Raw genomic sequence first — 25536 nt, forward strand, 5'->3', positions numbered from 1 at the left:
TGCCCTCTCCCGCCTTCGCTTCGCTCGGCACCCTCTCCCGCAAGCGGGAGAGGGAGATTTCTACTCGTCCAGCCAGGTGACGCCGTCGCGCTCGGTGAGCGCGATCGCGGCGCTCGGGCCCCAGCTGCCCGAGGCATAGCTCTTGGGCTTCATGTCGTTCGCCACCCAGCCGGCGCGGATCGCGTCGATCCAGGTCCATTGCGCCTCGACCTCGTCGCGGCGCACGAACAGCGTCTGGTCGCCCTCGATCAGATCGAGCAGCAGCCGCTCGTACGCAATGCGGCGGCGCGTGCCGGCGAATTCCGAATCGAGGCTGAGGTTGAGCGGCACTTCGCGCAGGCGGATGCCATCGCGATCGAGCCCGGGCTCCTTCGCCATCACCAGCAGCTGGACATATTCCTCGGGCTGCAGCCGGATCACCAGGACGTTCGGCTGGAGCAATCCGCCACGGTTCGAGAACATCGAATGCGGGACGGGCTTGAACTGGATCGCGATCTCGCTGCGTCGCGTCGGCATGCGCTTGCCGGTGCGCAGGTAGAAGGGCACGCCCTGCCAGCGCCAATTATCGACATGCGCCTTGATCGCGACGAACGTCTCGGTGGTCGAGGGCTTGGTCAACTCGTCGATATAGCCCTTGACGATTTCGCCGCCGCTCGCGCCTGCGCCGTATTGGCCGGTGACGGTGTCGCGCGGCGCATCCTCGGGCGCAATCGTGCGCAGCGAGCGGAACACCTTGGCCTTTTCGTCGCGGATCGCATTGCCGTCGAAGCGGGCCGGGGGCTCCATCGCGATCAGCGCGAGGAGCTGCAGCATGTGGTTGGCGACCATGTCGCGCAAAGCGCCCGCGCCATCGTAATAAGCGGCGCGCTCCTCCAGCCCGACGGTCTCGGAAATGGTGATCTGGACGTTGTCGATCCCGCGTGCATTCCACACCGGCTCGAAGAACGAATTGCCGAAGCGCAGCGCGAGGATGTTCTGCACCGTCTCCTTGCCGAGATAGTGATCGATCCGGAAGGTGCGCTCCTCGGGAAAGGCGGTCGCGACGGTGTCGTTGATCTCGCGGCTCGATTCGAGATCGTAGCCGAGCGGCTTCTCGAGCCCGATCCGGACCGTCGGCCCGGCGAGCCCGGCCGATTCGAGCCCGCGAATCACCGGCTCGAACAGCGACGGCGCGGTCGACAGGAAGATCGCGAGACCGCCCGCCACGTCGCCGACCTTGGCCGAAAGATCCTTGTAATGCTCCATGTCGGTCGCATCGAGCGCCTGATACTGGACGCGCTCGAGGAACGATTTGATCGCCTTGGCGTCCATCCGGTCCTTGGGGACGAACTTCTCGAGCGCCTCCTTGGCGAACTTGCGATAGCTCTCGTCGCTATTCTCCGAGCGCGCGGTGCCGGTGATCGTCAGCCCTTCGGGCAACAGGCCGTCGGCGTGCAAGCCGTAGAGCGAGGGCAGCAACATGCGCTGGGCAAGATCGCCGGTCGCGCCGAACAGAAGGAGTTTGCCGACAGGCGTGCGGTTGGCCATGCGAATTCGAGCTCCTGGGGGAGGCCTCACCTAGGGAACGCCGCGCGCTTCGCCAAGGTGAAACCATAGATTACACGGTCAGGCCGGAGAGCGGATCGAGCCCGGCCATGATATTGAGGTTCTGCACGGCGGCCCCCGCCGCCCCCTTGCCGAGATTGTCGAGCGTGGCGATCAGCCGTGCCTGGCCGATGTCGCTATTGCCGCAGACGCGCAGCGTCAGCCGGTCGGTGCCGGCATCGTCCTCGATCTGCACCGCGCCGACATCGCCGTCGGCGATGCGGATCAAGCCGCCCTCGGGATAGGCCTCGCGCAGCGCGGTCTCGCACGCGAGCAGCGTCGGCCGTCGCGGGAAACGGTACAGCGCAAGCGGCACCTCGACGATCATCCCGCGATAGGTGTTGGCGACCGACGGCGTGAAGATTGGCGGATGTTCCAGCCGGGCATGCTTCTGCATCTCGGGGACATGCTTGTGTGCGAGGGCGAGCGCGTACGCACGCGACGCCGATGGCGCGTTGGCGCCTTCATATTCCGCGATCATCGCCTTGCCGCCGCCCGAATAGCCCGACACCGCGTTGACGCTGATCCCCCAGTCGACCGGGACGAGCCCGGCGCGAATCAACGGGCGGAGCAAGGCGAGGAAGCCGGTCGGGTAGCAGCCCGGGTTCGACACGCGCTTCGCCTCGGCGATCGCGGCGGCCTGCCCGGGTTCGACCTCGGCGAAGCCATAGGTCCAGCCCTCGGCGACGCGGAACGCGGTCGAGGCGTCGATCACGCGGGTGCGGTCGTTGGCGATCAACGAGACTGCTTCGCGCGCGGCATCGTCGGGCAGGCACAGGATGACGAAGTCGCTGTCGTTGAGCGCTTCGGCGCGCGCCGCCGGGTCCTTGCGCCGCGCGTCGTCGAGCAGCACGATGTCGATATCACTGCGGTTGGCCAGCCGCTCGCGGATCTCGAGCCCGGTCGTGCCCGCCGCGCCGTCGATGAAGACCGAGACGCTCATTCCGTCGGCCAGGAAAGTGTATCAGCATCGACATAGCCGACCAGCCCGGCGCCGGGCGCTAGCCCCCAGGCGCGGCCTTTGACGAATTCGAGAACTTCGAAAACGTCGCCCGTCTTGAGATCGGTCAGCACGGCAGACTCCGGATCAGCGCCTTCGCGAAGGCCCGTAGCGCTGATCACGACGCGTTGCACGCACGAAGCGTAATGCGGCGCGAAGACCCGGTCGGCGAGGCGGATGTCGGCGAGGTCGCGCCGCACCGCGTGCGTTCGCGGATCGAGCGCAACCGACTGGCCGGAAAGCGCGAAGCTCCTACGCGGCGGCGTGCCGGACGATCCGCTGACGCGCGGGTTGGGGCGTGGTGTCGCCGATAAATTGGCCGAAATCGTCAAGAAAACTTGCCCCCTCGGACGTGCGCGCAACAAAGATGTTGCGCTTGTCATTGTCGTCCCGTTGGCGGCGCAGATAGCCCAGGGTGCCAAGCCTGTTCAAGGCGCGCGTGACGACAGGCTTGGAGACGTTGAGCATCGCCGCCAATCCGCGCACGGTATGCGGCCCCGGTTTGAGATATACCACCAGCAGCAGCGCCATCTGGCGATTGGTCAGATCAGGTTCACCCGACCGGACGTAATCGACCAGGGTATGCATCCAGTCGGCAAGCGCATGATCTGTCTGTATCGCCACAGCTAGTGTCCGCAAATTACTCGGCAACCCCCACCAGCGGGGATATTCCTGGTCCACTAACGTTCCGGGAAGCCACAGGTTTCAGTTCGATCGCGAAATGTGACGGGTTGGTTGCGATGACGGTCGTTGCGCGCGCGGTTGATCGCGGGGGCGACCTCGCCTATGTGCCCGGCATCGCTGTCAAAGCGCCCCCAAGGAATCAGCCCGCTTCATGTTTCTGTTCCAGTTTCTCCTCGTGGTCCATTTCGTCGTCGCCCTCGGGCTGGTGACGGTCGTCCTGATGCAGCGCTCGGAGGGCGGCGGGCTCGGCATGGGCGGCAGCCCGGCGGGGCTGATGTCGGCCCGCGGCGCGGCGGACTTCCTCACGCGCGCGACCTCGATCCTCGGTGGGCTGTTTATCGCACTCAGCATCCTGCTCGCGGTGCTCGCCGCGCAGGGCAAGTCGGTCAAGGTCGATGCCAGCGCCAAGCCCGCTGCGGTGACCGCGCCGGTCCAGGCGCCGGTTGCGCCGGGTGATCCCAACGTGCCGTTCGCCTCGGGCGCCCGCAGCGCGCTTCAGACTGCGCCCAACAGCACGGCGCCGGCGAGCAACGGCTCGGTTCCGCTCGCGCAGTAACGCGCTCGGCCTGATCGCGCGCGGCTCTTTCGGTCGCGCTTATCCTTCCTTTTACGGAGTCGCGCGCTTGCCGCGCCACCCGTTTTGACGCTAGGCCTTTTCTCCCATGGCGCGGTTCATCTTTATCACCGGCGGCGTGGTCTCCTCGCTCGGCAAGGGACTCATGGCGGCGAGCCTCGCGGCGCTGCTGCAGGCGCGCGGCTATCGCGTGCGGATTCGCAAGTTCGATCCCTATCTCAACGTCGATCCCGGGACGATGTCGCCGTACCAGCACGGCGAAGTCTATGTGACCGACGACGGGGCGGAGACCGATCTCGATCTCGGCCATTACGAACGCTTCACCGGCGTCGCGTCGCGCCAGTCGGACAACATCACGTCCGGCCGGATCTACCAGCAGATCATCACGCGCGAGCGCCGCGGCGATTATCTCGGCGCGACCGTCCAGGTCATCCCGCACGTCACCGATGCGATCAAGGAGTTCGCGCAGAACGAGACCGACGATCTCGATTTCGTGCTGTGCGAGATCGGCGGCACCGTCGGCGATATCGAATCGCTGCCGTTCATCGAGGCGATCCGTCAGCTGCGCAACGATCTCGGTCGCGGCAATTCGGTCAGCATCCACGTCACGCTGGTGCCTTATATCGCGGCGGCGGGCGAGCTGAAGACCAAGCCGACACAGCATTCGGTGCGCGAGCTCGCCGCGCTCGGCGTCCAGCCCGACGTGCTGGTGTGCCGCTGCGAGCAGCCCTTGCCCGAGAGCGACCGCGCCAAGATCGCCTTGTTCTGCAACGTCCCCAAGGAAGCCGTGATCCCGGCGCTCGATGCGAAGAGCATCTACGCCGTGCCGGTGCAATATCATGAGGAAGGCCTCGACAACGCGGTGCTCAACGCGTTCGGCATCCTGCCGGGCAGCGCTCCCGATCTGTCGCGCTGGACCGACATCATGGACCGCGTGACCAATCCCGAGGGCGAAGTCACCGTCGGCGTGGTCGGCAAATATGTCGGGCTGCAGGACGCCTACAAGTCGCTCGGCGAGGCGCTGGTGCATGGCGGCATCGCCAACAAGGTCAAGGTCAACGTCGAGTGGATCGACGCCGAGCTGTTCGAGGCCGACGATGCCGACATCACCGCTAGGCTCGAACCGCTGCACGCGATCCTCGTTCCCGGCGCGTTCGGATCGCGCGGCGCGGAAGGCAAGATCGCCAGCGTCCGCTTCGCGCGCGAGCGCGAGATCCCGTATTTCGGCATTTGCTTCGGAATGCAGATGGCGTGCGTCGAAGGCGCGCGCGATCTTGCCGGCATTCCGGACGCCAGCTCGACCGAATTCGGCGAGACTGAAGAGCCCGTCGTCGGCATGATCACCGAATGGATGAGTGCCGCGGGAATCGAAAAGCGCGAGCATGGCGGCGATCTCGGCGGGACGATGCGGCTCGGCGCCTATCCGGCGAAGCTCGACGGGAACAGCGTGGTCTCGACCATCTATGGCGAGACCGACATTTCGGAGCGCCATCGTCACCGCTACGAGGTGAATACGGCCTATCGCGAGCGGCTCGAAAAGGGCGGACTCGTGTTCAGCGGCATGTCGCCCGACGGTATGCTCCCCGAGATCGTCGAGCGGCCCGATCACCCCTGGTTCGTCGGCGTCCAGTTCCACCCGGAACTGAAGAGCAAGCCGTTCGACCCGCATCCGCTGTTCAAGAGCTTCATCGCGGCGGCGGTAAAGCAGTCGCGCTTGGTCTGAGGCGAAGGTCGGGGTGAACGCGCTTCACCCCTGATCGACGAACGCCTCGACCGCGCCGAACAGCACCGCCAGCGCCTCGCGCTCGGGCGGCGTCAACTCCGGTCGCCAGATCTCGAACAGCAGGACCACGCGCGTCGTCGTCCCGCGATTCCACGCTTCATGTTCGATCGAATCGTCGAACACCAGCGCTTCCCCGACGCGCCAGGCGCGCGTCTCCGCCCCGACACGCAGCGCGCAGTCGGGCGGGGCGATCAGCGGCAGATGGACGATCAGCCGGGTATTGAGCATCCCGTGATGCGGGGTGATGTGCGTGCCGGGCTTGAGCAGCGAGAACAATGCCATCGGCGCACGCTGCGCGATCAGCGGCATGGGTGTCTGCCCGAGCGCCGCCATCGTCGCGGGGCAGCGGTCTGCATTGCCCGCGACGGGGGCGCCCGCGCGGAGCAAATGAAACGCGCCCCAGCGTGGATCGTCGCGGAGCGGATTGGGCGGGGGCGGGCGGTCGAGGGGTGTTGCGACATAGGGCGGAAATCCGCCATCTGCGGCCAGTACCGCGCGCAGCTCGCCGAGAATGTCGCCGGTCGCGGCTTCGAGCGCTGGAAGCCACGCGAACTCGGCTCGCTCGAAAAAGGCGCGTTGCGGCAGGCCGGGAAAGTAGAAGCTCGACGGTCGCTGGACGAAGATTTCGGTCTGACCGGTCAGCAGGTCGATCGCGTGCTGGACCCGGCGGTGCGCCTCGCCCAGCCGGATGCCGCTCGCGGCGAGGTGATCGTGGAGAAACGCTCCATAGTCGCGCGACGTGGCGGCGACGACCGCGCCCACGCGGTCGAGATCGGCTTGGAGTTCGGGCGGTAGCGAGGCGCGCTGTGCTGCAGCGTTGACGAGCGCGGCTTGGTAATAGGCCGCAGCCCCGCGCTGGTCGGTGCGGGCGACGATGTCGCCCGTCATGATCAGCGCCGGGATATGATCGGGCTGGAGCGCCAGCAGCCGCTGCAGCACGCCGCGCGCCGCGTGTTCGTCGCCCAGCGCGCCACACGCAAAGGCCAGCGGAAAAAGCGCGCGCGGATCGTCTTCGATCGCGGTGAGCAACGCCCGCCCGCGCGTCGCATCGCCGCGGCGCAGCGCCGCGATGCCTTCGTCGAGATAGCGCTCGACCGGCGGGGTGGATGCCATCAGATCGTACCGCGCAATCGGGGCAGCATGGCGGGGCGCTCCTGCTAGGCCGGGTTCGGCCTTAACAGGCTAGCAGGCCGGGACCGATCCGCAACCGACCAAAATAAGGACGGCGCCGGGATCGCTCCCGACGCCGCCATCTTACCCTCGAGTGGCTTACGCCGCCTTGGCGGTATCCGCCGCCTCGACCGCGACCAGCGGGGTGCCGGTCTTGATCGCGATGCTCTTGGGCTTCATCGCTTCGGGCACTTCGCGGAGCAGGTCGATCACCAGCAGGCCGTCGTTGAGCCGGGCGTCCTCGACCCGCACGAAGTCGGCGAGTTCGAAGCGGCGCTCGAAGCTGCGATTGGCGATGCCGATGTGGAGGAACGCTGCAGAGGCGTCATCCTGCGCGTCCTTGCGGCCCTTCACCTGCAGCAGGTTCTGCTGCGCGGTGATCTCGATGTCGTCGCGACCGAAGCCGGCAACGGCGAGCGTGATGCGATAGCGGTCGCCGTCGAGTCGCTCGAGATTGAAGGGCGGATAATTGTCGGCGCTCGCCTGGCGCGCATTGGCCTCGAGCATGTCGAACAGCCGGTCGAAGCCGACGGTCGAGCGGCGATAGGGGGTCAGATCGAACGTACGCATGGCTAACTCCTTCGATAAAGCGAGTGTCGTTTACCTCGAGCCAGGTCCGCTGCTGCGCGACCTGCCCGGTGCGGCCTCCAACCGAGCACCGCACGCGATAAATCTGGTTCGCCGCGATCGAGGTTCAAGAGGGGTTGACGCCAAATTTCGCCGTCCGGCTAAAGCGCATCTATCCCCGCCCCAAGAAGGAGGGTGAGTGATACTCCCCGCAATTGGTGGGCATATGCATTCGACTCGGGAACAACCCGATACAGGGGACCTTCATGCTCGCTTCCTTTCCGGCCTTGCTGCTCGCTTCGTCCGCGCTGGGAGGCCCCGCCGTCGTCACCGATCCACCGGTCGCGGCCCCCGCGCAACCGCAGGCCGCGGCGCTAGCCCAGAGCGAGAACAGCGGCGACATCCTCGTCACCGCGCGCCGTCGCGCCGAGACGCAGCAGACCGTGCCGATCGCGCTGTCGGTGCTGACCGGCAAGTCGCTCGCCGAAAGCGGGGCGTTCAACGTCAACCGGCTCCAGCAACAAGTCCCTTCGCTGCAATTCTATTCGAGCAACCCGCGCAACTCGGCGATCAACATCCGCGGGCTCGGCGCGCCGTTCGGGCTGACCAATGACGGGATCGAGCAGGGCGTCGGCTTCTATATCGACGGCGTCTATATCGGACGCGTCGGCGCGGCGACCTTCGACTTCATCGATGTCGACCGGGTCGAGGTGCTGCGCGGGCCGCAGGGCACGCTCTACGGCAAGAACACCACCTCGGGCGCGCTCAATATCACCACGCGGGCGCCGAGCTTCACCCCCGAGGTGCGCGCCGAGGCGAGCGTCGGCAATTACAATTTCGGCCAGCTCAAGACGTCGGTGTCGGGACCGATCACCGACACGCTCGCGATCCGCCTGTCGACCTCGGCGACGACGCGCGACGGCACGATCTATGACGTGACGAGCAAGACCGACCTCCACCGTCAACGCAATATCGGCTTCCGCGGGCAGGCGCTGTACAAGCCGACCGACACGCTGAGCCTGACGCTGTCGGGCGATTTCAACGTGCAGAACCCGCTGTGCTGCGCCCAATATTACGCGCGCGTCGGCACCACGCAGCGCGCGGCGAACCGGCAATATCCCGCGCTCGCCGCAGCGTTCGGCTATCGCCCGCCGAGCACCAATCCGTTCGACCGCGTCACCGATCTCGACGCCAGCATCAACTCGCGCCAGGAAGTCGGCGGCGCCTCGCTCGTCGCCAATTGGGATCTCGGGCCCGCGACGCTCACCTCGGTCAGCGCGTGGCGCTATTGGGACTGGCAGCCCGCCAACGACCGCGATTTCATCGGTCTGCCGATCACCACCGTGTCGCAGAACCCGTCGCAGCAGGAACAGCTCTCGCAGGAATTCCGGCTTGCCTCGAACGGCAAGAACCGGCTCGATTATACCGTCGGCGCCTTCCTGTTCCACCAGACGATCAACACCCAGGGCTCGCAGGTACAGGGCTCGGCGGCGAGCCGCTTCCTGCTGTCGGGCACCGACGCCAACAATCCCAATGTGCTCAACGGGCTGACCTCGACCAACACGATCGCGTTCGACAACACCAGCTTCGCGGTGTTCGGCAAGCTCAACTGGGCACTGACCGACAAATTCCACGTCCAGCCGGGCCTGCGCGTCAATTACGACCGCAAGTCGGGGACGTACGATGCCGTCGTCAGCATCGCCAACAGCCAGTACAATTTCGTCGCGACCGGCGCGAACGTCGCCTCGCTGCTCGCCGCCACCCCGGCAGGGGCGGCGCGCACGACCTTCCAGAACCAGATCAACACGCTTGCCCCGCAGCATTACAGTCCGCGCTTCAGCGCGTGGAACGTCTCGGGCGATCTCACGCTGTCCTACGATTTCGCCTCGGACGTGCACGGCTACGCCACTTATGCGCGCAGCTTCAAATCGGGCGGGATCAACTTGTCGGGTCTGCCGCTTAATGCAACGAGCACCGGAGTCGATCTGACGACGCAGACCGTCAAGCCCGAGAACGTCAATGCCTATGAGATCGGCCTCAAGACGCAGTTCCTCGATCGCCGCCTGACGCTCAACCTCGCGGGCTTCTGGACCGACATCAAGGATTACCAGGCGACCGTGAACAACAACGCGATCAACGTGATTCGCGGCTATCTCGCCAATGCCGGCAAGGTCCGCTCGCGCGGGTTCGAGTTCGATTCGAGCTTCCGCCCGAGTCGGCGCTTCTCGGTCTATGCCAATGGCGCCTTTACCGACGCCAAATATGTCGATTTCAAGAACGCGCCGTGCCCGCCCGAACTGACCGGCGGGAGCGCCGCCAGCGCAACCAGCCCGGCAACCGCGGCCGGCGTGGCAGGCGGGGTCAGCCCGGCGGCGTGCGACATTTCGGGGCAGCGGCTGCCGGGGATCTCGAAATGGTCCTTCTCCTACGGCGGCGAATATGCCGTGCCGGTCGGCGGATCGGGCGGGCAGGTGTATCTTGGCTATGACGGCAGCTATCGTTCGCGTTTCTCGTCGAACCCGTCCCCCTCGGCCTATACCTATATCGACGGCTATGCGCTTTCGAGCTTCCGGCTCGGCTATCGCAAGAAGGATTTCAACGTCTACGCGTGGGTGCGCAACGCGTTTAACCAGAACTATTTCGAACTGCTCTCGACGCAGTCAGGAAGCACCGGGCTGATCGTCGGCCAGCCGGGCGATCCCAGGACGTTCGGGGGGACGATCTCCAAGACGTTCTGACGCTGCGTCGCCCCGGCGGAGGCCGGGGCCGTTGGAGGCATGTCCGGTGGGTGCCACACTCGCAGCGGCCCCGGCCTGCGCCGGGGCGACGGATGGGGGAGCGCCGGTCGGCAAAGCCGCCGTCGGACGGGTTCGCCTGAAGAGGCGACCCGCCGTCCGGTTTGGGCGATCCGCTTTGCGCATCGGCGCGTGGCGCACGCGCCTTCGCCCAAATGCAAACGTCCGGGCCGTTTCCGACCCGGACGCCTGCGTGACGATCGCTCGTCAGCCCCCATTTCGACCTCCGCTGCCAGCCCTGCGGCGGCGCTGAAGGCCAGTCCCCGAACCACGGCCGTTGCCTGTGTGTCAGTGACAAAAGCGTTACGAGCGCGTCGGGTGCTTGTCATCGGGAATGTGGCCGCGCCGTACCGATTGCGGCGCCGCTGTGGCGCTTGCGCAACAGGGGGGTAACAGTTGCCAGCAGGGGAGGTCGGCCGTAGAGCGAGCGCCATGATCCTCTCCCGTTATGAACGCATGATCGCCCGGCGCTATTTGCTGCCCGGCAAGGGCGAGGGGTTCATCTTCCTCGTCGCCGGTATCAGTCTGGTCGCGGTAATGCTCGGCGTCGCCGCGCTCGTCATCGTGATGAGTGTGATGAACGGCTTCCGCGCCGAACTGTTCGACAAGATCGTCGGGCTCAACGGCCACGCCGTCGTCCAGGCTTATGGCGGCCAGATGCGCGACTGGCGTCAAGTCGTCGGGTTCGCCGATACGACCAAGGGCGTGACGAGCGCCACACCGCTGATCGAGCAGCCGCTGATGGCGACGTATAACGGCCGCGTCGAAGGCGTGCTGGTGCGCGGCATGCGCGTGTCCGACATCCGCTCGAACAAGACGATCGGCAGCAAGGTGGTGATGGGTTCGCTGTCGTCGCTGATGCCCGGCAGCGGGCAGATCGCGATCGGATCGGGGCTCGCCGACCAATTGGGCGCGGTGGTGGGCAGCCAGATCTCGCTGATCAGCCCGCAGGGCCAGACCACGCCGTTCGGCACCGTGCCGCGGATCGTGCAATATACCGTCGGCGCGATCTTCACGATCGGCGTCTATGACTACGACAAGGCCTATATCGTCATGCCGATGGAGGATGCGCAGACGCTCCTCATGCTCGGCGACTCGGTCAACATGGTCGAACTCCAGACCAATGATGCCGACCGGGTCGGACCGATCCTCGCGCCGCTCGCCGCGCAGGTCGGCAAGATGGGGGTGATCCAGGACTGGCGGCAGATGAACGCGCAATTGTTCGAGGCATTGGCGGTCGAGCGCGTCGCGATGTTCACCGTGCTGTCGATCATCATCCTCGTCGCGGTGTTCAACATCCTGTCGTCGCTGATCATGCTGGTGCGCGCCAAGACACGCGACATCGCGATCTTGCGGACGATGGGGGCGAGCAGGGGCGGCATGATCCGAATCTTCATGACCGTCGGCACGACGATCGGCGCATTGGGCGTCGTCGCCGGGCTGATCCTCGGCTTCATCTTCCTCTATTTCCGCCAGAGCGTGGTCGATTTCGTCCAGCTCGTGACGGGTCAGAATCTGTGGGATCCCTCGATCCGCTTCTTGAGCGAACTGCCGTCGAAGACCGACCCGGTCGAAGTGACGGTGATCGCGCTGATGGCGCTGCTGTTCAGCTTCCTCGCCACGCTCTACCCCGCGCTCAAGGCGGCGAGCACCGACCCGGTCCAGGTTCTGCGCTATGAATAACCCGGTTCTCGGTGTCTCGGATCTGACGCGCAGCTTCAGCCAGGGCGGCCAGACGATCGAAGTGCTGCGCGGTGTGGATCTTCAGGTCGGCGCCGGCGAGATCGTCGCCCTGCTCGGACCGTCGGGCTCGGGCAAGTCGACGCTGCTCCAGGCGGTCGGCCTGCTCGAAGGCGGCTTCGGCGGCTCGATCCTGATCGACGGCGAGGAAACCGCGCGGCTCAACGCCGACGGGCGCACGCGCGTGCGGCGCGACAAGCTCGGCTTCGTCTATCAGTTTCATCACCTGCTGCCCGATTTCAACGCGACCGAGAATGTCGTCTTGCCGCAGATGATCCGCGACAAGACCCGCGCAGAGGCCAACGACCGCGCGACGTCACTGCTCACCGCGCTCGGCCTCGGCCACCGCCTGACGCACCGCCCGAGCCAGCTTTCGGGCGGCGAGCAGCAGCGCGTCGCGGTCGCGCGCGCGCTCGCCAACCAGCCCGCGCTGGTGCTGGCGGACGAGCCGACCGGCAATCTTGACGAGGCGACCGCCGACGTGGTGCTCGCCGAATTCCTCCGGCTGGTGCGCGGCGAGGGGACAGCGGCTTTGGTCGCGACGCATAACGAGCGGATGGCGCTCAAGATGGACCGCGTGGTGCGGCTGCACGAAGGCCGGCTGGCGTGAGCTGGACCAAGGCGCCGACGATGGTCGGGCGGCACGTCACGCTCCGCCCGACCCAGCCCGAGGACCGCGACGCGATCGTCGCAGCGGCGGCAGATGGCAATATCAGCGAACTGTTCTTCACCAACGTCTCGACGCTGACCGATCCCGAAGCCTTCATGGCGGTGTTGTTCAAGGAACGCGATTTCGGCCGCGCGATGCCATTTACCGTCTGCACCCCCGATGGCCGCGTCGTCGGCCTGACGCGCTACATGCGGATGAGCGCCGGCCATAAGCGGCTCGAGATCGGCGGGACCTTCTATGCCAAGTCGGTCCAGCGCAGCGGCGTCAACACCGAAGCCAAGCTGCTGTTGTTGCGCCATGCCTTCGAGGTGCTCGGCTGCAACGTCGTGCAGATCCGCACCGACTGGTTCAACAAACGCTCGCAGGCCGCGATCGAACGGCTCGGCGCCAAGCGCGACGGCATCCTTCGCAACCATCAGGTGTTGGATGGCCGGGTGCGCGATCTTGTGGTCTATTCGATCATCGCCAGCGAATGGGCCGGGGTCGAGCGCAATCTGCGCTTCCTGCTCGCGCGCAACGAAGGGAAACCGGCATGACCGCTATCACCGACCTCACCGTCAAGGCCGCCGACGGCTCGCCGGTCGATCTTTCGACCTATGCCGGCAAGGTGCTGCTAATCGTCAACACCGCGTCGAAATGCGTCTTCACCCCGCAATATGAAGGGCTCGAGGCGCTGCATCGCAAGTTCGCCGGGCAGCCGTTCGAGGTGCTGGGCTTTCCGTGCAACCAGTTCGGCGCGCAGGAGCCGGGCGATGCGGCGGAGATCGCCAATTTCTGCTCGCTGACCTACGACGCGACCTTCCCGGTGTTCGCCAAGATCGATGTCAATGGATCGAACGCCGATCCGCTGTTCACCGAACTCAAGAAGCAGGCGCCGGGGCTGCTCGGCTTGCAAGCGATCAAGTGGAACTTTACCAAGTTCCTCGTCGGCAAGGACGGACGCGTGGTCGAGCGCTATGCGCCGACGACCAAGCCCGCCGATATCGAAGCCGATATCGCCAAGCTGCTCTAGCGCAGTTTACACGTCCTGCGCGCTGTCGCCGCCGGTGACCTCGAAATTGGCGCCGCTGCACAGCGCCGACGCGTCGGACGCCAGGAACACCGCCATCGGCGAGACGTCCTCCGGTCGCAGCCAGGCAACGCGCAGCGGAACGCGCGGCGCGCGGTTGGCCCAGGTCTCGGCTTCGCTCGGGTTCTTCGGCGGATTGTCCTGCGTTTCGCCGATGACATGGCTCCAGCGCGCCGGGTAGCGCGTCAGCGCGGTGTCGATCAGGCCGGGCAGGATGCAGTTGACGGTGACCTTGTGCTTACCGAATTCCTCGGCGGCGGATTTCATGAGCCCGATAATCGCATGCTTCGACGCCGAATACGACGCGGCGCCGGCGGTGCCGTGCTTGCCCTGCATCGACGAGATCAGGATGATCCGGCCGCTCTTCTGCGCGCAGAGCGTCGGCGCGAAGGCGCGGACGGTGTTGGCGGTGCCGTTCACGTTGTTGTCGATCACGTCGTACCAGTCGGCATCCTCCATCTCGAGCAGATCCTTCCAGCGCTGGATCGCGGCGTCGGCGACGACCACGTCGATCCGCCCGAGTTCCTTCAGCACGCGGTCGTGCGCCGCGCGGAGCTGCGCGATCTTGCGGATATCGCCCTTGATCGCGAGGCATTTGCGGCCGAGCGCCTCGATTTGGCGCTTGGTCTCGGCGAGGTCGGCCGGGGTCGCGGGCGTGGCGTTCGACGCGGTCGAGACGAAACCCGCGATATCGAAGATCGCGACGTCGGCGCCGTTGGCGGCGAGTTCGACCGCGATCGCGCGACCGATGCCGCGCGCGGCCCCGGTGACGAACGCGACCTTGCCCGTCAGCGCCGAATCGCGCCCGGCGGTGATCGGCCCGGCGGTGGTTGGCGGGGCGGGGGCCTGCGCATTCGCCGCAGCGCCCGCCGCCAACGCCCCGATCGCGCCCGCGCCGATCATCACGGTGCGGCGATCGGGTCGGCCTTCGTTGCCTTTATCCATGAAATCAGATCCTTGGTCGCTCACGACGTCAACCGTGCGGCGGCGGCAAAGGTTGCGGCGCGAAGGGGAGATGACACGAATTTCATCCTCCACTCGCCTTAGCCTGCCGGAGCCGGACGATGGCGGCCACGGATCGGCGATGCCGGACAGGTTGCAGATTTGCGACAGGCCCCCGCTGGGGCTGCGATCCGACAGTTCCCCGAATCGCTTCGCATCCCCATAATGGAGCGATGTCGCATTCCGGTTTCGTCCCTCTTCGTATCTTCTCCTCCTTCACCATGCTCGACGGCGCGATCGAGCCGAAAGCCATCGCCAAGCGCGCGCAGGAACTCGGCTTCCCCGCCGCCGCGCTGACCGATCGCAACGGCCTCTACGCCGCGATGGCCTATTCCGACGCCGCGCGCGCCGCGGGCGTCCAGCCGATCATCGGTGCGATGCTCGGCGTGTGTCGCCCGGGGATGCCGGAGGGCATGACGCCGGTGCTCGACTGGATCGCGCTCTATGCGCAGGACGAGGTCGGCTATCGGAACCTGTGCGTGCTCGTCTCGCAGGCGCATCTGGATCGCCCGCTCGAGCTCAACGCGCATGTCGATTTTGCGGCGCTCGAGGGGCGGACCGACGGCCTGATCGCGCTGACTGCGGGCCGCGAGGGTGGGCTGGCCAAGCTGTTCGCCGAAGACCAGCCCGATCGCGCGCGGGCGTATTGCGAACGCCTCGAGGCGCTGTTTCCCGACCGGCTCTATATCGAGCTGACTCGGCGCGGCGACGAGATCGAGACCAAGGCCGAGGGCCCGCTGATCGACCTGGCGTATGACCGCGACCTGCCGATCGTCGCGACCAACCCGTGCTGCTTCGCCGAACCCGGGTTCAGCGAAGCGCACGACATCCTGCTGTGCATCGCCAGCTCGACCTATATCGCGAGCGAAGACCGCGTGCGCAGCTCGCCCGATGCGTGGATGAAGCCCGCCAAGGACATGCGCGAACTGTTTGCCGATCTGCCCGAGGCGATCGCCAATACGCTGGTGGTCGCGCAGCGCTGCGGCGTCGCCGCGCCGAAACGCAAACCGATCCTGCCGAGTCTGGCGGGTGATCCGACGGCGGAAGCGGCGAAGCTGCGCGCGGATGCGCATGCGGGGTTGGAGCGGCGGCTGGACCGGATCGCGGAACTCGCCGTTTCTGCTCCCCTCCCGCTTGCGGGAGGGGCCGGGGGTGGGCGCCCGACCTCCACCAGCGGTACGACAGCCGGAGAGCGCGAGCCCACCCCCAACCCCTCCCGCAAGCGGGAGGGGGGTGAAGAAGGGAATAGCGACTGGCGCGCCGCCTACCGCACCCGGCTCGACTTCGAGCTCGACGTCATCATCCAGATGGGCTTCCCCGGCTACTTCCTGATCGTCGCCGACTTCATCAAATGGGCGAAGGACCACGACATTCCGGTCGGTCCGGGGCGTGGTTCGGGCGCAGGCTCGGTCGTCGCCTGGGCGCTCACCATCACCGATCTCGATCCGATCAAGCTCGGCCTGCTGTTCGAGCGCTTCCTCAACCCCGAACGCGTGTCGATGCCCGACTTCGACATCGACTTCTGCGAAACCCGCCGCGGCGAGGTGATCCGCTACGTCCAGGAGAAATATGGCCGCGACCAGGTCGCGCAGATCATCACCTTCGGGCGCCTGAAGGCGCGCGCGGTGCTCAAGGACACCGGGCGCGTGCTGCAGATGGGCTATGGCCAGATCGACCGGCTCGCCAAGCTGATCCCGAACTTGCCTGCCGACCCCTGGACCCTGAAGCGCGCGCTCGACGGTGTCGTGGAGCTTCACGCCGAGTACAAGTCGGACAGCAACGTCCGCCATCTGCTAGATCTCGCGATGCAGCTCGAAGGGCTCCCGCGGCACAGCTCGACGCACGCCGCGGGCGTGGTGATCGGCGACCGGCCGCTCGCCGATCTCGTGCCGCTCTACCGCGATCCGCGCTCGGACATGCCCGTCACCCAGTTCGACATGAAATATGTCGAGGGTGCGGGCCTCGTGAAGTTCGACTTTCTCGGCCTCAAGACGCTGTCGGTGCTCAAGAAGGCGATCGACCTGCTCGCGGCGCGCGGCGTGGTGCTCGATCTCGATGCGCTCGAATGGGATGACGAGGGCGTCTACAAGCTGCTCCAGAAGGGCGACACGGTCGGCGTGTTCCAGCTCGAATCCGAGGGGATGCGGCGCACGCTGTCCGCCGTCCGCCCGTCGAACTTCGGCGACATCATCGCGCTCGTCTCGCTCTATCGCCCGGGCCCGATGGACAACATCCCGATGTTCGGCCGCCGCAAGAACGGGCTCGAACCGATCGAATATCCGCATCCGCTGCTCGAGGGGATCCTGTCAGAGACCTACGGCATCTTCGTCTACCAGGAACAGGTGATGCAGGCCGCGCAGACTCTGGCGGGCTATTCGCTCGGCCAGGCCGACATGCTGCGCCGCGCGATGGGCAAGAAGAACCAGGCCGAGATGGACGCGCAAAGAGCCCATTTCGCCGAAGGGTGTCTGACGATCAACGGCATCAACGCCGCGAAGGCGAACGAGCTGTTCGACTTGATCGACAAGTTCGCCGGCTACGGCTTCAACAAGTCGCACGCCGCCGCCTATGCGCTGCTGTCGTACCAGACGGCGTGGTTGAAAGCGCATCACCCGCACGAATTCTTCGCGGCCTCGATGTGCTTCGATCTCACGCTGACCGACAAGCTCAGCATCTTCGTCGACGACATGCGGCGGCTTGGCGTCAAATTGCTGCCGCCATGCATCGTGCGCAGCGAGGCCGACTTTACCGTCGAGGATAGCGGCGACGGGCTGGCGGTGCGCTATGCGCTCGCAGCGTTGAAATCGGTCGGCGAGGGGGCGATGGAAAAGGTCGTCGCTGAGCGCGATGCGAACGGCCGGTTCGAGTCGATCGACGACGTCGCCCGCCGGATCGATCCGCGCGTGATGAACAAGCGCCAGCTCGAGACGCTCGCCGCGGCGGGCGCGTTCGACGGGCTCAACGACAATCGCGCGGGCATCCTCGCCTGCGCCGAGACGATCCTCGCCACCGCCGCGCGGATCCACGAGCAGAAGACCAGCGGGCAGGGCGGTCTGTTCGGCACTGCGGAAGCCTCCGAGCCGCCGATCAAGCTGCCGCTCTCGGCGCGCTGGACGCTGGCGCAGCGGATGGACCAGGAGCGCGAGGCGTTCGGCTTCTATTTCTCGGCGCATCCGGTCGATCGTCACAGCCATCTCGCCAAGATGCACGGCGCGCGCAGCTTCGCGACCTTGGGCGAGCTCAACATCCCCGACGACGGCACGCGCACCGGCGCAACGATGGCGGCTTTGGTCGAGGATGCGCGCTGGCGCACCTCGGCGCGCGGGAAACGCTATCTGATGGCGACGCTGTCCGATCCGTCGGGGCAGTTCGTCGCGACCTGTTTCGACGATTCGGTCGCCGCCAATCTCGAGGAAGCGGCGCGCAACGGCGGGTGTGGCCTCGTGACGGTCGAGCTCGACCGCCGACCCGGCGAGGAAACGCCGCGCGTCTCGGTCAAGCGGATCCAGCCGTTCGAGGAGCTCGCCAATGACGCGCGCTTCAGCCTCGATCTGACGATCGATACGCCCGCCGGCATGGCGTCGCTCGCCGCGCTGCTCGGCGATGCGCGCGGCGCGCGCGGCGAAGTGTGGGCGACGGTCGCGGTTCCGGGCGGCAATACCGCGCGCGTCCTGCTCGGGCGCGACTTCCTGCTCGACGGCGAGCTTGTCGGGCGGATCGAAGCGCTGCAGGATGTCGGCAATGTGGTGCTGCGCACCGGCGGCGCGCAGCTGTCGCTGGTGGGGTAGGCTGACTTGCTCCCCTCCCGCTTGCGGGAGGGGTTGGGGGTGGGCTCGCGCTCCATTGCATAAGATACCGCTTGAGATTGGCGTCGAGCCCACCCCTCGATCCCCTCCCGCAAGCGGGAGGGGAGGAAGAAGAAAATGCTCGGTGGAATGCAGGATTTCGAATTGCGGGTGCCGCGGCTGCTCGATCATGCCGCGCGCGAGCATGGCCGCCGCGAGATCGTCACACGCTGGGCCGATGGCAGCGAGACGCGCAGCTCCTGGGCCGGCGTTGCCCACGACGCCAAACGTCTCGCTCAGGCGCTAGACCGCCTCGGCATCGCCCCCGGAGACCGCGTCGCGACGCTCGGCATGAACCATGCCGCGCACCTGATTGCCTGGTACGGCACGATCGGGATGGGCGGGGTGGTCCACACGATCAACCCGCGGCTGTTCGACGAACAGCTCGTCTATATCGCCAACCATGCCGAGGACCGCGTGCTGCTCTACGACAAGCAGTTCCAGCCGCTGGTCGACCGCCTCAGGCCGCTCTGGACGAGCATCGAGCACTATATCTGCTTCGACGACGGCGCATTCGACGCGTTGCTCGACGCCGAGACCGGCGCCTATGCCTGGGTCGAAGGCGGCGAGCGCGAGCCGTGCATGCTCTGCTATACCAGCGGCACAACGGGCAACCCCAAGGGCGTGCTCTACACGCACCGCTCGACGCTGCTCCATGCGATGCATGCCGCATCGCCCGCGGTGATGACGCTCAGCGCGCGCGAAACCGTGCTGCCGATCGTGCCCTTGTTCCACGCCGCCGCCTGGGGCCTGTGCTTCGCCGCGCCGCTCGCCGGCACCAAGCTCGTCTTCTCGGCGGTCAACGATGCCGCGGTGCTGTGCGGCCTGATGAACCGCGAGCGCGTCACGCTCGCGGGCGGCGTGCCGACCGTGTGGCTGGCGCTGTTCCAGCATATCGACGCGACCGGCGAACTTCCGCGCACGCTCGAGACGATCACCGTCGGCGGATCGGCGGCGCCGCGCGCGATGATCGCGCGCTTCCTCGATCTGGGGATCAAGGTGATCCACCTGTGGGGGATGACCGAGACCTCGCCCGTCGCCACCGCCGCCGCGCCGCCGGCCGAGTGGGACGAGATGTCGCGCGACGACCAGCTCGACCTGCTCCAGAAACAGGGCAGCGTGCCGTTCGGGGTCGAGCTGCGCGTGCTCGACGACGATGACCGCGAGCAGCCGCGCGACGGCGTTTCTTCGGGACGGCTGCAGGTGCGCGGACCGTGGATCGTCCAGCGCTATTTCGGCGCGGAGGAAGACACGGTCGATGCCGAAAACTGGTTCGACACGGGCGATGTCGCGGTGCTCCATCCCGACGGCACGATGCAGATCACCGATCGCGCCAAGGACGTGATCAAGTCGGGCGGCGAGTGGATCTCGTCGGTCGATCTGGAGAACGCCGCGGTCGGTTGCCCGGGCGTCGCCGAAGCCGCGGCGATCGGCATCTATCATCCGAAATGGGACGAGCGCCCGCTGCTGGTGGTGGTGCGCAAGCCCGACAGCATGGTCGAAGCGGCCGAGATCCGCGCGCATCTCGGCGCGCATGTCGCGAAATGGTGGCTCCCCGACGAGATCGTCTTCGTCGATGACCTGCCGCACACCGCGACGGGCAAGATCCTCAAGACCGCGCTGCGCGCACGCTTCAAGGATCATGTGCTGGCGGGGTGAAGCTGGGCCTGCGCCCACGAGCACCCCTAACTCTCGCTTCCCCGGCGCAGGCCGGGGCCCAGGAGTAGAGCGAGCGAAGGCGTGCGGTGCGTTCGATGATCTCGGCCATCGCTCCTGGGCCCCGGCCTTCGCCGGGGAAGCTACAGGGTTCGAAGCGACTGCCCTAGCGCGCGATCTGCACCAGCTTGTCGCGCGCGGTCGCCCCGCGCACCAGCGTCAGCGCCGATTTCGGGCAACCGAGCGCTTCGGCAAGCAAGGTGAGGATCGCGTCATTCGCCTTGCCATCCTCGGGCGTGACCGTCGTGCGCACCGCGAGCACGCGCGGAGCGCCATCGGCAGGCAGCACCACCGCGTTCGCGCTCGCATTGGGCGTCGCACGCACCGCGAGCTGGCCGCGCGCGTCGACCAAAGCGAGCACCGCCGCGCGATCGGGAAGGAGGTTTCTGACGCGGCTCATCCGAACAAATCCCCCTGCGGCCCCGCCGGCGGGCGGAACAGATCGCTGCGTAGCGCAATCCGCGCGCCATTCATGCCATGTTTGCGACACGCGATCTGGAAGCGCGTCCGCAGCAGCTCGGCCCACGGCCCGCTCCCGCGCATCCGCGTGAAGAAGCCGGGATCGTTCTCGCGCCCCTCGCGGATCGAGCCGATGATCGCCATCACCTTGCTCGCGCGATCGGGGAAATGCGCGTCGAGCCACGCCTTGAACAGCGGCGCCACCTCCCAAGGGAGCCGCACCGGAATGAACGACACCGAACGCGCGCCCGCCTCGGCGGCGCGCTCGATCAGACGTTCGATCTCGTGATCGGTGATCGCCGGGATTACCGGCGCGATCGAGACGTGCGTCGGGATCCCCGCCGCGACCAGCGCGCGCACTGCCGCCAGCCGTCGTGTCGGCGTCGGCGCGCGCGGCTCGAGCGTCATCGCGATCTTCGGGTCGAGCGAGGTGATCGAGATCGCCACCGCGGCGAGTCCCTTCGCCGCCATCGGCGCGAGCAGATCGATGTCGCGCACGACGCGGTCGGACTTGGTGGTGATCGTCAGCGGATGATTGGTCTCGGCAAGCACGTCGAGACAGGCGCGCGTGATCCGCCAGTCGGTCTCGATCGGCTGGTAGGGATCGGTGTTGGTGCCGAGCGCGATCGGCTGCGCGACATAGCCACGCTTGCCGAGCTCGACGCGGAGCAGCGCAGCGGCATCGGGCTTGGCGAACAGCTTGCTCTCGAAATCGAGCCCCGGCGAGAGATCGTGAAACGCGTGGGTCGGCCGTGCGAAGCAGTAGATGCAGCCATGCTCGCACCCGCGATACGGGTTGATCGAGCGATCGAAGCCGATGTCGGGCGAGCTGTTGCGGCTGATGATCGTCCGCGCGCGCTCGACCGTCACCGTGGTGCGCAGCCGCGGGAGCGCACCGTCGAGCCCTTCGCGGTCATCGAGCCAGTCGCCATCCATCGCGCGCTCGGGCAGATGGAAACGCGCGCTCTCGCGGTTGAGCGTCGCGCCGCGTTGGGGACGTTTGTCAGCCATTGACAGCCTGTAGCAGGCGAGCAAGAACGGACCAAGAACATTAAGGAGATGCAGAATGGCGCGACTGAACTATCTCGAGCTGCCGGTGCGCGACACCGCCACCGCCAAGGCCTTTTATGCGGCGGCGTTCGGCTGGCAGTTCAGCGATTTCGGGCCGAGCTATGCCGCGACGACGACCGGCGACACCGAGATCGGTTTCCAGGCGGATCGGGCCGAGGCCACCGCTGCCGCGCTCGCGGTGATCCAGGTCGAGGATCTCGAAGCCACCGAGGCCGCGGTCCGCGCAGCGGGCGGGGAGATCACGCGCGCGGCATTCGATTTTCCCGGCGGGCGGCGCTTCCATTTCCGCGATGTCGCCGGGCACGAACTGGCCGCGATGCAAGCGGACGATTGATCGCGCCGGTCAGCTATGCGCGTTGAGATAGGCGCGCGCATTGCGCGCCAGATCGCACTTCTGGCGCTGGCGCTCGCACGCGCGTTCGAGCGCCTCGACCAGCTTGCGCTGCTCCTCCAGAACGTGCTGGTCGGAGGTCACCGAAGGCGAGAAGACGTCGCGGAAGCGGGGCGTCGGGGATCCGCGCGTCGCACTGGGGGATTGGTGCGGCGGCGGTCGTGTGTCCGCTTGGTGTCGTCCCAGCAGAATGCCGGCGCAAAACACGATCAGGCCGCCGAGACCGGCCAGGCAGAGGAGAATCCAGCGCCGGGCCGCCCGTGGGACCGGCGGGTTCATCGTTAGCGCTCGCGCAGCCGCGGCATCAGTTCGACGAAGTTGCAGGGCTTGTGCCGGCTGTCGAGCTGGCTCGCGAGGATCCCGTCCCAGCCATCCTTGACCGCGCCGGTCGAGCCCGGCAGCGCGAAGATATAGGTCCCGCGCGTCACGCACGCGCACGCGCGCGACTGGACGGTCGAGGTGCCGATCGTCGCGAAGCTCAGCCAGCGGAACAGCTCGCCAAAGCCCGGTATCATCTTGTCGGCGACGCGTTCGATCGCCTCGGGCGTGACGTCGCGCCCGGTCACGCCGGTGCCGCCGGTCGAGATGATGCAGTCGATTTCGGGATCGTCGATCCAGCGATGCAGCGTGCCGACCAGCAGATCGGCATCGTCTTTGACGATCTCACGCGCCGCCAGGACGTGCCCCGCATCGGTCAGCCGCGCGACGAGCGTGTCGCCCGAACGATCATCGGCGAGACCGCGCGTGTCGGAGACGGTGAGGACGGCAATGCGGACAGGCAGAAACGTCGCGGCTTCGTCAATTGGCACTGGCGACCGCCTTGTCGGGAAGGCTCGCCGAGGCGCGATAGCCGTTGCTCGAGGTCAGTCGCACCGCGGTCGCGCCGGGCAGGCCCGGGAAGCGCGGCCACATGCCCTGCGCGAGCGCCGCGCGGCTGACCGAGGCCGGCTTGCCGGTCTGCGCCTCATAGACCCAGTAATTGCGCAGCACCGTGGTGACATAGCCGCGCGTCTCCCAATAGGGGATCGATTCGATGTAGAGCAACGGATCGCCGCCATCGCGGGTCTGCGCGTTCCACAGCTCGACCGGGCCGGGACCGGCATTGTACGCCGCGATGACCTTGGGCAGCAGCCCTTCGGTGCAATGCTGGTCGCGCAATTGCTCGAGATAGCTCTGGCCGACCTCGAAATTGGTGCCGGGGCGCGACAGCGCGCTGCGGTCGAAGCTGCGGCCCTGCTTGCGCGCGATGTCGGTTGCGGCGCGCGGCATCACCTGCATCAGGCCATAGGCGCCCGCCGGGCTCACCACATCGGTGCGGAAGCGCGATTCCTGCAGCGTGTGCGCGAACACCAGCGCCTTGTCGACGCGCCAGCCGCCATCGGGCGCCCAGTTCGGCGCGGGGAAGCGCGCCTCGAGCGGCGGGGTCGCGCCGACCGGGCCGTTATGCGACAGCCACACCTGCGTCGCGGGCAGATCGAGTGCCGCGGTCAGCCGAACGAGCGCGGGATATTCCGAAGGATCTCCGATCCGCGCCTGCTGGCGGATCACCGTATCGGCGAGGCCATTCTCGCCAATCTCGACCAGGGCCGCGGCGACGCGGACGTTGGGACGCCGGCCGAGCGTCTGCCAGTCGCTCGCCGCCGACAAGGTCGCGGCGCGGTTGGGCGCTTCCTTGATGCCGAGCGCCTGGCGCGCGAGCAGGCCGTAGAAGGTCTCGCGATATTGCGCGGCGTTCTTGAGGCGGTTCTCGACCCGGTCGGGGCGGCCGCACTGCATGTCGGCGCGTGCGGTCCAATAGAGACCGGCGGCGCGCAGCTCGATATCGCTCGCGCGCGCGGCGACGCTCTGGAACAGGTCGCCGGATGCGGCGCAATCGTGCTGGCGCCAGGCGGCTAGCGCACCGACCCAGATCGCCTCGACCGCGAAATCGCCATAGCCGCTGCCGGCGCGCGCCGCCATCGTGCGGGCATTGCTGTCGTCGCCCGCGAGATAATACATCCAGGCGATCTTGCGCTGCCATTCGGTGATCGAATCCGACGACAGGCCGGGGGTCGATTCGAGCAATTGCTGCGCCGCGAACCCCTGATCGTCCTTGATCAACGGCTGCATCTTGAGCGCGAGCTCGACCGCGACCATGTCGCCATTGCCGAAGCTCTTGGCGCGCTTGCGCGCCGGTGCGCCGTCGATCCAGCGCAGCGCGCGCGCTTCGGGCAGCGGCGGCAGGCCGACGCCGCCGCGCGACGCCGCCATCGTCAGGATCTGCTTGGCCTGCGGCAGTTCGGGCGCGTCGGTGAGCAGCTTCATCAGCGGGTCGAGATCGGCCTTGGGCGATCCCTTCGCGGTGAGCAGCTCGGCCTCGGCGATCGCATGCAGCGGCCCCGGCTTCATCGAGCTGAGCAGGAGCTGCGCGTCCTGCCACTTCTGGTCGCGAATATTGGCGAACACTGCGCGATAGCCTTCGCGCTGTTCGGGATCGAGCTGTTGCGGGATGATGCTGCGCTGCGTCGTCTGGGTCGCGCCCATCGGCGGTTCGCCCGCCGCCTGCGCCACGCCTGGTACCGCGAGCCCGAGCGCCACCAGGAAAGCCAGTCTTGCGCTCATGCGCCCAACCCCGCGATCAACATCTGTAAATCCTTCCACGCCCGCGCCTTGTCGGCCGGGCGTTCGAGCAAGAGCCGCGGATGGAAGCTGGCCACCACATCGACCGACACCCCCGGCATGCCATCATCGAGGTTAATGGGGTGTAAACTACCGCGGGCATGCGCGACGTCCATCCCCGTCAGCGCACGGCTCGGCGCATTTCCCAGCACGAGCAGCCGCGGCGGCTTCACCAGCGCGACGTGATGCCGCGCGACCTCGACGATCCGCTGCTCGATCTCGGGCGCGATCCGCCCCGCGGTCGGGCGCTTGCTGCACATCGGCACGAGATAGACCGAATCGCGACTCCGCCCGATCGCGGCGAGCATCCGGTCGAACAGTTTGCCCACCGGCCCACCGAACAGGCTTCCCAAGTCGCCATCTTCGCGATCGGGCACGTCGGTCAAAATCATGATGTCGGCGGACGGATCGCCCGATGCGCCGATCGGATCGCCGCGCCATTCGGCCTCGGGCGCATCGCCCCCGGCGCGCCACGTCAGGAAATCCTCGAGCGTGCGCGGCAGCGGCAGGACGACCGGTTCCGCTACGGCGGCAACGCGTGCGCGCTGCTCGGGCACGACGACGGGCGCGGTCGGGGCGGCGGTCCAGTCGCGCGGATCCTCCTCGACCAGCGCATCGATGCCGGCGTCGCGCCACCATTCGAGCGCGCTCGCCGCGGCCATCCGCCAGTCGATATTTTGGTCAGCCCCCATAGAGGCCTATAGCTACGATGTTGACGCGAAGGTCAATTCGCTGGCACGCGCAGCAGGACAGGAAGT

23 protein-coding genes are annotated in these 25536 nt (G+C 67.0%); 10 read left to right on the forward strand and 13 right to left on the reverse strand.

Annotated elements, in window-relative coordinates:
• Nucleotides 1-60: 60 nt before the first annotated feature.
• From zwf to RH90_RS13970, 4 genes are all read right to left on the reverse strand, one after another.
• Nucleotides 61-1527: a glucose-6-phosphate dehydrogenase gene (gene zwf / locus RH90_RS13955; protein ID WP_010186349.1), complete on the reverse strand. Its 1467-nt coding sequence runs from the start codon at nucleotides 1525-1527 to the stop codon at nucleotides 61-63.
• 70 nt (nucleotides 1528-1597) lie between these two features.
• Nucleotides 1598-2527 carry an N-acetyl-gamma-glutamyl-phosphate reductase gene (argC, locus tag RH90_RS13960; protein ID WP_010186350.1) on the reverse strand — a complete coding sequence of 310 codons (930 nt, stop codon included), beginning with the start codon at nucleotides 2525-2527 and terminating at the stop codon, nucleotides 1598-1600.
• A complete protein-coding gene (locus tag RH90_RS13965) occupies nucleotides 2524-2784 on the reverse strand; it encodes an SH3 domain-containing protein (RefSeq protein WP_010186352.1) in 261 nt (86 codons plus the stop codon). Before RH90_RS13965 ends, argC begins: the two co-directional genes overlap by 4 nt.
• A gap of 52 nt (nucleotides 2785-2836) precedes the next feature.
• A complete protein-coding gene (locus tag RH90_RS13970; RefSeq protein ID WP_029625324.1) occupies nucleotides 2837-3172 on the reverse strand; it encodes a MarR family transcriptional regulator in 336 nt (111 codons plus the stop codon).
• Nucleotides 3173-3419: 247 nt separating this feature from the next.
• On the opposite strand from RH90_RS13970, the gene secG reads away from it, so the two are divergent.
• Together secG and RH90_RS13980 are read left to right on the forward strand one after the other, a co-directional pair.
• Nucleotides 3420-3824 carry a preprotein translocase subunit SecG gene (secG, locus tag RH90_RS13975; RefSeq protein ID WP_010186354.1) on the forward strand — a complete coding sequence of 135 codons (405 nt, stop codon included), beginning with the start codon at nucleotides 3420-3422 and terminating at the stop codon, nucleotides 3822-3824.
• Between the two features lie 106 nt (nucleotides 3825-3930).
• A complete protein-coding gene (locus RH90_RS13980) occupies nucleotides 3931-5565 on the forward strand; it encodes a CTP synthase (RefSeq protein WP_010186355.1) in 1635 nt (544 codons plus the stop codon).
• Between the two features lie 24 nt (nucleotides 5566-5589).
• Here the strand turns inward: RH90_RS13980 and RH90_RS13985 are convergent, their stop codons facing one another.
• Together RH90_RS13985 and RH90_RS13990 are read right to left on the reverse strand one after the other, a co-directional pair.
• Complete coding sequence (locus tag RH90_RS13985; protein ID WP_010186356.1) at nucleotides 5590-6738, reverse strand: aspartyl/asparaginyl beta-hydroxylase domain-containing protein; 1149 nt, start codon at nucleotides 6736-6738, stop codon at nucleotides 5590-5592.
• Between the two features lie 156 nt (nucleotides 6739-6894).
• Nucleotides 6895-7365 carry an Hsp20 family protein gene (locus RH90_RS13990; RefSeq protein WP_010186357.1) on the reverse strand — a complete coding sequence of 157 codons (471 nt, stop codon included), beginning with the start codon at nucleotides 7363-7365 and terminating at the stop codon, nucleotides 6895-6897.
• A 263-nt stretch (nucleotides 7366-7628) separates the two neighbouring features.
• On the opposite strand from RH90_RS13990, the gene RH90_RS13995 reads away from it, so the two are divergent.
• The 5 genes from RH90_RS13995 to RH90_RS14015 all read left to right on the forward strand — a co-directional run bounded on the left by RH90_RS13995 (nucleotide 7629) and on the right by RH90_RS14015 (nucleotide 13579).
• Nucleotides 7629-10100: a TonB-dependent receptor gene (locus tag RH90_RS13995; RefSeq protein WP_010186358.1), complete on the forward strand. Its 2472-nt coding sequence runs from the start codon at nucleotides 7629-7631 to the stop codon at nucleotides 10098-10100.
• 489 nt (nucleotides 10101-10589) lie between these two features.
• On the forward strand, nucleotides 10590-11840 hold the full coding sequence (locus tag RH90_RS14000; protein WP_010186359.1) for a lipoprotein-releasing ABC transporter permease subunit: 1251 nt from the start codon (nucleotides 10590-10592) through the stop codon (nucleotides 11838-11840).
• A complete protein-coding gene (locus tag RH90_RS14005; protein WP_010186361.1) occupies nucleotides 11833-12507 on the forward strand; it encodes an ABC transporter ATP-binding protein in 675 nt (224 codons plus the stop codon). The genes RH90_RS14000 and RH90_RS14005 overlap by 8 nt, the downstream gene beginning before the upstream one ends.
• 20 nt (nucleotides 12508-12527) lie before the next feature.
• Nucleotides 12528-13103 carry a GNAT family N-acetyltransferase gene (locus RH90_RS14010; RefSeq protein ID WP_037493467.1) on the forward strand — a complete coding sequence of 192 codons (576 nt, stop codon included), beginning with the start codon at nucleotides 12528-12530 and terminating at the stop codon, nucleotides 13101-13103.
• Complete coding sequence (locus RH90_RS14015) at nucleotides 13100-13579, forward strand: glutathione peroxidase (RefSeq protein WP_010186364.1); 480 nt, start codon at nucleotides 13100-13102, stop codon at nucleotides 13577-13579. Before RH90_RS14010 ends, RH90_RS14015 begins: the two co-directional genes overlap by 4 nt.
• Before the next feature lie 6 nt (nucleotides 13580-13585).
• On the opposite strand, the gene RH90_RS14020 is transcribed toward RH90_RS14015, so the two are convergent.
• Nucleotides 13586-14581 carry an SDR family NAD(P)-dependent oxidoreductase gene (locus tag RH90_RS14020; protein WP_010186365.1) on the reverse strand — a complete coding sequence of 332 codons (996 nt, stop codon included), beginning with the start codon at nucleotides 14579-14581 and terminating at the stop codon, nucleotides 13586-13588.
• Between the two features lie 230 nt (nucleotides 14582-14811).
• Between RH90_RS14020 and dnaE the strand changes: the two genes are divergently transcribed.
• Together dnaE and RH90_RS14030 are read left to right on the forward strand one after the other, a co-directional pair.
• Nucleotides 14812-18426: a DNA polymerase III subunit alpha gene (gene dnaE, locus RH90_RS14025; RefSeq protein WP_010186366.1), complete on the forward strand. Its 3615-nt coding sequence runs from the start codon at nucleotides 14812-14814 to the stop codon at nucleotides 18424-18426.
• A gap of 135 nt (nucleotides 18427-18561) precedes the next feature.
• Entirely contained in the window at nucleotides 18562-20142 is a 1581-nt protein-coding gene (locus tag RH90_RS14030) for a long-chain fatty acid--CoA ligase (protein WP_029625326.1), read from the forward strand.
• 163 nt (nucleotides 20143-20305) lie between these two features.
• Here RH90_RS14030 and RH90_RS14035 read toward each other — a convergent pair whose 3' ends face one another.
• Both RH90_RS14035 and RH90_RS14040 read right to left on the reverse strand, forming a co-directional pair.
• On the reverse strand, nucleotides 20306-20599 hold the full coding sequence (locus RH90_RS14035; RefSeq protein ID WP_010186368.1) for a DUF167 domain-containing protein: 294 nt from the start codon (nucleotides 20597-20599) through the stop codon (nucleotides 20306-20308).
• Nucleotides 20596-21669 (reverse strand): PA0069 family radical SAM protein, encoded by a 1074-nt coding sequence (locus RH90_RS14040; protein WP_010186369.1) that lies wholly within the window; start codon nucleotides 21667-21669, stop codon nucleotides 20596-20598. Before RH90_RS14040 ends, RH90_RS14035 begins: the two co-directional genes overlap by 4 nt.
• Nucleotides 21670-21724: 55 nt before the next feature.
• On the opposite strand from RH90_RS14040, the gene RH90_RS14045 reads away from it, so the two are divergent.
• A complete protein-coding gene (locus RH90_RS14045; RefSeq protein ID WP_010186370.1) occupies nucleotides 21725-22063 on the forward strand; it encodes a VOC family protein in 339 nt (112 codons plus the stop codon).
• A 9-nt stretch (nucleotides 22064-22072) separates the two neighbouring features.
• Here RH90_RS14045 and RH90_RS14050 read toward each other — a convergent pair whose 3' ends face one another.
• From RH90_RS14050 to RH90_RS14065, 4 genes are read right to left on the reverse strand one after another with little or no spacing between them, the layout of a single operon-like run.
• Nucleotides 22073-22399 (reverse strand): hypothetical protein, encoded by a 327-nt coding sequence (locus RH90_RS14050; protein WP_010186372.1) that lies wholly within the window; start codon nucleotides 22397-22399, stop codon nucleotides 22073-22075.
• A 2-nt stretch (nucleotides 22400-22401) separates the two neighbouring features.
• Entirely contained in the window at nucleotides 22402-22929 is a 528-nt protein-coding gene (gene moaB, locus RH90_RS14055) for a molybdenum cofactor biosynthesis protein B (RefSeq protein ID WP_010186373.1), read from the reverse strand.
• On the reverse strand, nucleotides 22919-24721 hold the full coding sequence (locus tag RH90_RS14060) for a lytic transglycosylase domain-containing protein (protein WP_029625327.1): 1803 nt from the start codon (nucleotides 24719-24721) through the stop codon (nucleotides 22919-22921). The genes moaB and RH90_RS14060 overlap by 11 nt, the downstream gene beginning before the upstream one ends.
• Nucleotides 24718-25470, reverse strand: a complete 753-nt coding sequence (locus tag RH90_RS14065) for a uracil-DNA glycosylase (RefSeq protein ID WP_029625328.1) — start codon at nucleotides 25468-25470, stop codon at nucleotides 24718-24720. Before RH90_RS14065 ends, RH90_RS14060 begins: the two co-directional genes overlap by 4 nt.
• Nucleotides 25471-25536 lie beyond the last annotated feature (66 nt).

The sequence above is a fragment of the Sphingomonas sp. PAMC 26605 genome, from assembly GCF_000241485.1.
In the GTDB taxonomy this organism is placed as follows: Bacteria; Pseudomonadota; Alphaproteobacteria; order Sphingomonadales; family Sphingomonadaceae; genus Sphingomonas.